Consider the following 9,549-nt stretch of genomic DNA (forward strand, 5'->3'; position numbering starts at 1 on the left):
AGCCTCATTAATGGAGTTCAAAGACTCGTTAACGGAGATAAAAGGTGGATTCATCCAGTTCAAAGACTCGTTAACGGAGTTCAGAAGTTCGCGCATGATGTCCTACTTCTTCCACTCCCTCTTTCTTTCACCATTTTTTTATGAGGCGAGTCTCCTTCTTGGTGCATCAAGAACAACTTCCGCGACTGAAAAATCACGTTTAATTTTCAAACTGTTGAGATAAGCGATCGGATCGTCGGCGTTAAAGGGAGTACCATCGAACAGTTGAATAGGTTGGCGAATATAGCTAATATCCAAACCTAATTCTCGTGCGGCGGTGCTGAAAACCCGCACGCGACATACCCGTTCTACAACTTCTACCCAATTTCTGGGGAAGGGAGTGTCACCCCAACGCGCCAATTGACTCATAATCCAAATTTGTTCGGTGCGACTGGGGCGGTTAATGGCAGACTCAGAATAAAACTGGTGATGGGCATAGTCCCGCAATGGATGATCTAAGTCACAGGTGAGACTATCTGGATCTTCGAGTTGAATGTATTCTAAATCAGTGCTGACGTAATCTCGCCCGGCTAAAATTTGCCGAATTTCTTGGGTATTTTCGGGATTTGCACAATACTGACAAGCTTCTAACAAAGCTTTAGTCAAGGCGATATGCGTATTTGGATAATTTTCTGCCCAATCTTCCCGCACACCAAGAACTTTACCGGGGTGTCCTAGCCAAACTTCTAAATCGGTAGCGATGGTAAAGCCGACATTTTCCACAGCAGCGCGGTAGTTCCAAGGTTCGCCAACGCAGTAACCATCAATGCTTGCGGCTTTTAAGTCGGCTACCATCTGCGCTGGGGGAATGGTCTTCATATCTACATCGCGATCGGGGTCAATTCCTCCAGCCGCTAGCCAGTAACGCAGTAGTAAATTGTGCATAGATGCGGGATGTACTACCCCCATTATGTGCCGTTCTTCGCGGGTGAGAATCAGGTGATTCCTGAAGTCTGATAAGGTTTGCACCCCTTGGTCGTAAAAGCGTTTTGCCAAGGTGATGGCGTTACCGTTGCGAGTCATGGTGAGGGCGGTGACAACAGGGAGGGGTTGGTTATTATGTCCTCCCAAAGAAAGCCACATCGGCATCCCCGAAGGCATTTGAGCCGCATCCAAGTAACCACCACTTATGCCATCTTCTATACCCCGCCAGCTACTTTCCCGCACCAGGTGAACTTCATCTAAACCGTGCTTTACAAAAAAGCCTTTTTCTTTAGCAACTGCTAAGGGGGCGCAAGCGGTTAGAGGTAAAAAGCCAATTTCTAGGTTAACTTTTTCTAATCCATGACGGGCAATGTCGGCAGTTTTCCGCGCCCGAATTTTCTTGATGCGCTTTTGCTGATTGAGGAAGTAAATCATCTCACTTCGCAAGCTGTAATAGCTGGGATGTTCTACTACTTCCATCCGTTTGCGGGGTCTAGGAATATCTACTTCTAAAATGTCGCCTATTTTAGATTCGGGGCCGTTGGTTAGCATCACAATTCTGTCAGATAAAAGCACTGCTTCATCTACATCATGTGTCACCATTACGGCAGTAACTTGATTTTCTTCGCAGATTTGCATGAGTTGTTCTTGCAAATTGCCGCGTGTGAGTGCATCCAATGCGCCAAAGGGTTCATCTAGCAAGAGTAATTTGGGACGAATTGCTAAGGCGCGGGCGATCGCGACTCGCTGTTTTTGTCCACCTGATAACATTCCCGGCTGTTTATCAGCATGGGGACGCAAACCCACCATATTTATATGCTTTTCGATAATGGCGTTGCGTTCGGCTGCGGATGAACCTTTCATTACCGAGTCCACGGCAAGGGCAATATTTTCTCTTACCGTCCGCCAAGGTAATAGCGAATAATTTTGGAACACCACCATCCTGTCTGGGCCGGGTTTGGTAATTCTTTGTCCTTCTAGGGTGACAATACCCTCAGTGGGCAAATCTAAACCCGCAATCATATTTAATAGAGTAGATTTGCCGCAACCAGAGTGACCAATCAAAGAAACAAATTCTCCTTTTTTAATTTGGAGGTCGATTCCTTTGAGAGCGATATATTTTCCACCACCAGTTAATTCAAAAACTTTTTCAATTCGATCAACAGCTACGAACATACTTATTTGTCCTTTGTCATTAGTCTTTTGCCTTTGGTACGTGGTCATTAGTCTTTAGTTTTTTACAAATGATCAATGACTAATGACCAATGACTATTTTTGTTCTGCTGGTAAAATCTTGTTTTGAAGCCAGCCCATCATTTTATCTAGCACCAACCCAACAATGCCGATGTAAATTAGAGCTAAAATAACTTCGCTGACGTTGTTATTTTGATAAGCGTCCCAGATAAAAAAGCCGATTCCGACAATACCGGACATGACGATTTCGGCGGCGATAATCGCTAACCAAGCTAAACCGATCGCAATTCTCAAGCCGGTAAAAATGTAGGGTAATGCCGCAGGAATCAAAATGTTAGTGAAATATTCTTTGCGACTAAGTTGCAGAACTTTGGCGACGTTGTTGTAATCTTGGGGAATTTGGGTAACGCCGACAGCAGTATTAATTAAGATGGGCCAAATGGCGGTGATGAAAATTACGAATAAGGCTGCGGGTTCGTTTTGTCGTAAAGCTGCTAAAGAAATTGGAACCCAAGCTAGAGGTGGTACAGTCCGCAGTAATTGAAAGATGGGGTCTAAAGCTTTGGACATTGTTTTATTGACACCAATCAAAATGCCTAAGCCAATACCAACGATCGCAGCTAGGGTATAACTGATAGCAACTCGTTGCAAACTAGCGAGAATCTGCCAAAATAAACCTTTATCAATACCACCTCTGTCATAAAATGGCCAGAAAATCAGAACCCAAGTGTCTTGGATAACTTGTATTGGCCCTGGTAATGTGGCTCCTGGAGTCCAAGCGAAGAGTTGCCAGATAACGAGGAAGATTGCAATGGCGATCGCTGGTGGTATCAGGTCAGGAAATTGCTTTTTCAGGCTGGATATAAAACTATTATTCAATCTAGGGCTTGCAGGGCGTTTTTGGGCTATTGTCATGATGATGTTCTCCTGAAATTTTATTTGTTATTTGTTTTAGACGCGATTCATCGCGTCTCTACAAGAGGTTAATCGTGCCTCTAAATACTGATTTTTTTGATTTTCAAACTTTTCAAATATTCTTCTGGCTTTTCGGGGTCAAATTTGATGCCATCAAAAAACTCTTCTACACCACGGGATGTATTTGTAGGAATATCAGCAGTAGCAATCCCAGCTTCTTTAGCAGCTTCTTTCCAGATATCTTCGCGGTTGACTTTGTTGATAAGTTCCTTAGCCTTGGCAGCATTATTGGCAATGTAATCTTTTGGTAAGAATCCCCAGCGAACGTTTTCAACTATGAACCATAAATCGTGACTCTTATATGGATAAGAAACATTACCTTTTTCATCTTTCCAGTAGTAAGCAGCCATTGATTTATCATCAATTTTGCGACCATCACCCATGTCATACTTCCCTTGGTATGGATCAGCCAGAATTTCTGGTGAAGAAAGGTTGAAATAATTTCGTCCAGCCAGAATTTCAGCCGCTTCTTTGCGATTATCAAAATTATCTAACCACTGTTGGGCTTCCATAATTCCTTTTAAAATTGCTTTAGTAGCCTTGGGATTTTTATCAACCCAATCGCCTCTTATGGCAAGATATTCTTCAGGATGATTTTTCCAAATTTCTGCGGTTAATGCTGCTACGTAGCCGATTTTTTCTTGAACCAGGCGATAAGGCCAGGGGTCGCCTGTACTAAAGGCATCCATCGTTCCTGTTTTCATGTTGGCCACAGTTTGCGCCGCAGGTACTGTGAGCAATTTGACATCTGCATCTGGATCTAAGCCGCCTGCTGCTAACCAGTAGCGAATCCACAAATCTTGGTTGACGTGGGGAAAGGTGAATGCAGCTGTGAAGGGTGTTGAAGATTTTAATTCCGTGAATAGGGACTTAGCGCTGGCGAGTTGTAAGCTAATACCTTTACCTTGGTGCTTGCTTGCGATCGCAATTCCATTTCCATGCGTAATTAATTGACATAATACATACATGGGAATTTTTTGATTGCCTTTGGTAATTAAACCTTCTGTGATTAAATGTGGCATTGGCATCTGCCATTGACCGCCATCTATACCACCACCAGCAGAACCAATTTCTACGTTATCTCTGGCTGCACCCCAAGAAGCTTGTTTGGAAAGGTCAACATTACTCATCCCATACTTTGCAAAAAAGCCTTTTTCTTTAGCAATAATTAAAGGAGCCGCTTCTACAATGGGAATATATCCTAACTTGACTGTGGTAGTTTCTGGTGTTTGTTCAGGACTAATATTAACGACCGACTGAGCAGTTGGTTGTGCTTGAGTGCTTCCACTAGTGAGGTTTTCAGGGGGATTACCCAAACAGCCTTTGAGGAATACAGCACCCGCAGATACCCCAGATGTGAATATAAATTTGCGACGGGAAATTTTATTAAAAAGTTCTGTCATAATATCTCCTTTGAACGTAAATTTTATTTTTCATAGCTATGACAATTTAGGCAATAAAATGTTGTGTTTATTGCTGTATTAATGATTAATCAAGCTATATTTTGCAAAGTAACCGCAGTCATTTTGTCAATGACAGAGCTACCTATATAAAAACTCAGCTAATTTATTGGCTCTGCTCTAGTGTGGTGCAGAGGTATCATTCACCTTGTTGAAATCAGTTTACAGCCTTTCAAGTTGAATTGGTTCACTTGGAGTCTGGATTTATTAAACAAATATTAGATTGGATGTATAAGGAAAAGTTTATGTATTTTACTTAACTATATGAATAATTTTTAATATATAAATTTTTATCTATAGAGACTATTATTTTTATATTATGATTTGTTTTTTCGCTTATTTTGCAACTTAATATTAGTAGTATTTTCTAATATATAAACTCTTATTTATGAAAACTATTATGTTAGCACTATGATTTAGGGTAGCACAGTTAGCTGTGCTACCCTAAAAACGCATTTGTATCAACCTGAAAGTAAAAACGGTATACCTGTAAAAAAGATTTTAAGTAGTGTATTCGGCGTTAATCCTCACGTAGTCGTAACTCAAATCACAACCCCAAGCTTTACCTGAACCATGACCATTGCCAACATTAACGGAGATTAACACTGTATCTTCTTGGAGATAAGCACCTGTCGCTGCTTTTTTCAAATAAGCACTCGCTGCTGCACGGTCAAATTGTAGAGGTTGCCCATTTTCTAACATTAAGAAATTTCCTAGCTTAATTTGCAGGTTTTCTTGCTCAAAGGGCACACCTGCACGTCCGGCGGCGGCGGCGATGCGTCCCCAGTTAGGGTCATGCCCAAAGATTGCAGATTTAACTAAGGATGAACCAGCGATGGTTTTGGCTATTTGTCGGGCTGAGAGTTCATCATGGGCCCCTGTTACTTCCACTTCAATTAGACAGGTTGCGCCTTCACCATCACGAGCGATCGCTTTGGCTAAATGCTGACAAACTACTGTTAACATCGCCTCTAATTTCTCTGCTTCTGCGCCCCATTCTGTAATTGCTGGGGTGCGAGATTGACCGTTTGCCAAAGCGATTAAGCTGTCGTTGGTGCTGGTATCGCCATCCACAGTAATGGAATTGAAACTTCTATCAGCTGCCCTTGCTAACATCTGTTGCCAAAGCGCAGGCGAAACCACAGCATCACAAGTAACAAATGACAGCATGGTTGCCATATTCGGGTGAATCATACCGGAACCCTTGGCAATACCACCAATTCGTACTGGACGGTCGCTTATAGTTGTCTCTAGGGCAATAGATTTTGTTACTAAGTCTGTAGTGATAATCGCCCCGGCGGCGGCATCTGAGCCTGTTTCTGAGAGTGCTGCTACTACCTTGGGTATCCCGCTTCGCAAAGCATCCATCTTAATTCTTTGACCAATCACGCCAGTGGAAGCCACTAACACAGATTCAGATGGGATGTTCAGGGCTTGACCTATTGCCAGAGCAGATTCTAAGGTATCAAGGTAGCCTTGAGTCCCTGTAGCGGCGTTTGCTTGTCCGGCGTTGCAGAGGATGGCACGAGCGCTCTGTTTAGCTTGCAAACGTTGGCGACAATATTCTACGCAGGCAGCTTTAACTTGGCTAGTGGTGAACACACCAGCTGCGATCGCTTCCACCTCTGAGAATATCAAAGCTAAATCTGGCAACCCCGAAGGTTTCAACCCTGCGGTAATTCCCGCCGCTTGATACCCCCTTGGTGCTGTGATGCCACCTGTGATTTTTTGCCAATCTGCCATTATTCTTCCTTACAACTATCAAGTTAGATAGGTCAATTTGTGCTTTGGAAAAGTGCTTTGGAAAAGTGCTGAGTTAGGAGTTAGAAGTTAAAAGTTATTCGTTTCCCCCTACTTCCCCTGCTTTCTTTACTCCCTACTCCCCACTCCCTTTTATTATGAGTTTATTTGCTGATGGCAATAATAAAGCACTAGTTGGCAATTAGCATAATTGTTTTTACCTTTCTTATGACGAAAGACTTTTATTACGAAAGACAAAAGCAAAAAAGGAGAGCCACTTGGGTTGCTCTCCAGATCATTACGGTGCATCTTTTTATTACACTATATCACTTAACCTCTAAGGGTTAGTACTTATTTGTGAAGATTATTTATAAAAATTTTATGAAGCATTTACGTAAATACCACAGAAATCAAATAAAAAAGAGAGCCACTTAGGCAGCTCTCCAGATCATCAGGGTGCATCTACTTACCACAGCATAGCATTTTAGGTATGGGGGCTGTCACCAGTTTTTATATGAAGATTTCGTGAAGAATCACCGGGAAATTACTTACTTGGGCATTGGGGATTGGGCATGGAAAAGAGGCAGAGGGAAAAATCTTCTCCCTTGCTCCCTGCTCCCATTCGGCTACGCTCACGGCAAGCCTGCTCCCTGCTCCCCTGCTAGGCGTTCAGTTTTTTCTCCACTAATTCGTTAGTCAGCTTAGGATCGGCACGTTTACCTGTCTTTTTCAGAACTTGTCCGACAAAGAAGCCTTTGAGGTTGGTGTTTCCGTTGCGATACTTTTCTAGTTCTTTGGGATTGGCAGCTATGACTTCATCAACGATGGGTTCTAGTACACTAGGATCGGTGATTAACTCTTGACCGGCAAAGGCTTTTTCAGGAGAAATACCAGTGAGCAAATCTGGTAACTTTTCTTTAGCTTGAGCATTGCTAATTTTGCCTGTTTCAATGCGAGTAATGATATCAGCTAGATTAGTGGGAGTTAGTCCGATTTCAGTAATACTGAGTTTTTGCTTATTGAGGTGGGCGGCGATATCTTGAGTAATCCAGTTTGCAGCAGCTTTGGGGTTTGCTCCAGATGCGATCGCAGTTTCAAAATATTCCGCTATTGAACGATCTTCTGTCAGCACTCGCGTATCGTAAGCCGAAAGCCCCAACTCACTTTCATAATGATGGCGTTTGTGGGCTGGTAATTCTGGTAGTTCGCTGCGCCATTGCTCTAATTGTTCATCTGTCACCTCAATTGGTGATAAATCTGGTTCGGGGAAGTAACGGTAATCGCTAGAACCTTCCTTCACCCGCATACTACTTGTGCGTTGAGCGCCTTCTTCCCACAGCCGAGTTTCTTGGATAATGCGATCGCCTGCTTCGATGGCGGCGATTTGACGTTCAATTTCGTAGTCAATCGCCCGTTGGATGGCGCTGAACGAGTTCATGTTTTTAATTTCTACCTTGGTGCCAAATTCCTCTCGTCCTACTGGACGCACGGAAATGTTGACATCGCAGCGCAGAGATCCTTCTTGCATATTGCCGTCACTTACGCCAAGATACCGGACAATCCGGCGCAATTCTTCAGCATATTCAGCTGCTTCTAATCCAGAACGCAAGTCAGGTTCCGAGACAATTTCTACTAACGGTACGCCTGCACGATTGTAGTCTACCAGAGAATAGGAAGAACCGGAGAGGCGATCGCTACCTGCGTGTACCAATTTTCCAGCATCTTCTTCCATGTGCAGACGTGTGATGCCAATGCGTTTACGAATCGGATTCCCCTCAGCATCTACCAACTCAATTTCTAACCATCCGTGTTCTGCGATCGGTAAATCATATTGAGAAATTTGGTAATTTTTGGGTAAGTCAGGATAAAAATATTGTTTCCGGTCAAACTTGCTATATCTAGCGATTTGACAATTCAGTGCCAAACCAGCCTTGACGGCGTATTCTAATACTTTTTCATTGAGTACAGGTAAGACTCCAGGTAAACCCATACAAACCGGGTCAATGTTAGTATTTGGGTCAGCACCAAATGCTGTAGAGCTATTAGAGAAAATCTTAGTGTTGGTACTCAGCTGACAATGGGTTTCTAGACCAATAATCGCTTCATACTCAGTTTTTACGGTTGTAGCAGTGGTCATAATATCAATATTTGGGCATAATCCTTCTTAGGCTACTATTGTAGCGGCGTATTGAGTTGCCCTGAAGACGGTTATTTGGGTGAGCAATGCTTACCCTTATGAGCTTGAAAAGGGAGATGCAAACACAAGGTGAAGAAAATCTTAATTATTGGTTTTGGGGGTGCTGGGAAATCTACCTTAGCCCGCGAACTGGGAACTATCTTAGGCTTAGAAGTGATTCACTTGGATGCTTGGTATTGGAATCCTGGCTGGGTTGAGACTCCAAAAGCTGAATGGCAGAGCATAGTTCAAGACCTAACCCTACGAGAATCTTGGATTATGGATGGTAACTATAGTGGTACTCTCGACGTTCGTTTGTCGGTTGCAGATACGGTAATTTTTTTGGATTTTCCCCGGATTTTGTGTTTAGCGCAAATTATTAAACGTCGCTTTATGTATGCTGGACAATCCAGACCTGATATGGCATCAGATTGTCCTGAAAGATTAAATTGGGAATTTCTCAAATATGTATGGTCATACCCAATTAATCGTCGTCCTGAAATTATCAAAAAATTTAGTCAAGTAACACCAAATCAGCAAGTTATTATTCTTTGCAAACCAACAGAAGTCAGAAGTTTTTTACAAAAAGTTTCCCACTATTAAGATTTGCATAATTGATTTTTATTAAATTAACTGAAATAATAGTTAAAGTCTGTATTACTACGTGTATGCTAATTATTAATAATATTGGTTAATTTGTTGACGAACTTCTGTATTGTTCATATTTTTGAAATTACTTCTCTAATTCTGCCAAATTCTGTTGAGCAAAGTTTCGTACTTGCTCATCTGGATCATTCTCTGCTTTGTCGCGCAACAGTGGTAAAGTCTGGGAATGTTGAGGAAATTGCTTGATAATTATCTCCAGTGCAACGCGCCGAGGGTTGATTTCATAGTCTTGCTTACGCTCAAAGGGATCATTGACAGCGCAGTTGTAGTAAATTTCAAACAACTCAGATTTATTTCTGAAGTGTTTAGCTAATGCTTGGATGGCTGTACGTCGCACATATTCTTCATTATCAGCAGTGGCGAGGTCTTTGAGAA

General features: G+C 42.5%; 6 protein-coding genes and 1 pseudogene. 1 reads left to right on the forward strand and 6 read right to left on the reverse strand.

Annotated features, from left to right (window positions below):
* Nucleotides 1-138: 138 nt before the first annotated feature.
* The 5 genes from ACFE90_RS31665 to gatB form a co-directional block, all read right to left on the reverse strand.
* Nucleotides 139-2,145: a nitrate ABC transporter ATP-binding protein gene (locus tag ACFE90_RS31665; protein WP_375506298.1), complete on the reverse strand. Its 2,007-nt coding sequence runs from the start codon at nucleotides 2,143-2,145 to the stop codon at nucleotides 139-141.
* 87 nt (nucleotides 2,146-2,232) lie between these two features.
* Nucleotides 2,233-3,072, reverse strand: coding sequence for a nitrate ABC transporter permease (ntrB, locus tag ACFE90_RS31670; RefSeq protein ID WP_375506293.1), 840 nt, complete (start codon nucleotides 3,070-3,072; stop codon nucleotides 2,233-2,235).
* Nucleotides 3,073-3,152: 80 nt separating this feature from the next.
* The gene (locus tag ACFE90_RS31675; protein ID WP_375506294.1) at nucleotides 3,153-4,535 is read right to left on the reverse strand and encodes a CmpA/NrtA family ABC transporter substrate-binding protein; all 1,383 of its coding nucleotides are present in this window, start codon (nucleotides 4,533-4,535) and stop codon (nucleotides 3,153-3,155) included.
* Nucleotides 4,536-5,093: 558 nt separating this feature from the next.
* Nucleotides 5,094-6,335, reverse strand: coding sequence for a bifunctional ornithine acetyltransferase/N-acetylglutamate synthase (argJ, locus tag ACFE90_RS31680; protein ID WP_375506295.1), 1,242 nt, complete (start codon nucleotides 6,333-6,335; stop codon nucleotides 5,094-5,096).
* A gap of 658 nt (nucleotides 6,336-6,993) precedes the next feature.
* Complete coding sequence (gene gatB, locus ACFE90_RS31685) at nucleotides 6,994-8,469, reverse strand: Asp-tRNA(Asn)/Glu-tRNA(Gln) amidotransferase subunit GatB (RefSeq protein ID WP_375506296.1); 1,476 nt, start codon at nucleotides 8,467-8,469, stop codon at nucleotides 6,994-6,996.
* 129 nt (nucleotides 8,470-8,598) lie between these two features.
* Between gatB and ACFE90_RS31690 the strand changes: the two genes are divergently transcribed.
* Nucleotides 8,599-9,111: a DNA topology modulation protein gene (locus tag ACFE90_RS31690; protein WP_375506297.1), complete on the forward strand. Its 513-nt coding sequence runs from the start codon at nucleotides 8,599-8,601 to the stop codon at nucleotides 9,109-9,111.
* A 130-nt stretch (nucleotides 9,112-9,241) separates the two neighbouring features.
* Here ACFE90_RS31690 and ACFE90_RS31695 read toward each other — a convergent pair.
* Nucleotides 9,242-9,549: pseudogene (locus ACFE90_RS31695) on the reverse strand (NTPase); the annotation flags it as partial.

This window comes from uncultured Nostoc sp. (genome assembly GCF_964245445.1).
GTDB lineage: Bacteria > Cyanobacteriota > Cyanobacteriia > Cyanobacteriales > Nostocaceae > Nostoc.

Excerpts from the sequence above, each read along its gene's own strand:
- ntrB (WP_375506293.1), bottom strand. The coding sequence starts at position 3,072 with ATGACAATAGCCCAAAAACGCCCTGCAAGCCCTAGATTGAATAATAGT.
- ACFE90_RS31675 (WP_375506294.1), bottom strand. The coding sequence starts at position 4,535 with ATGACAGAACTTTTTAATAAAATTTCCCGTCGCAAATTTATATTCACA.
- gatB (WP_375506296.1), bottom strand. The coding sequence starts at position 8,469 with ATGACCACTGCTACAACCGTAAAAACTGAGTATGAAGCGATTATTGGT.
- argJ (WP_375506295.1), bottom strand. The coding sequence starts at position 6,335 with ATGGCAGATTGGCAAAAAATCACAGGTGGCATCACAGCACCAAGGGGG.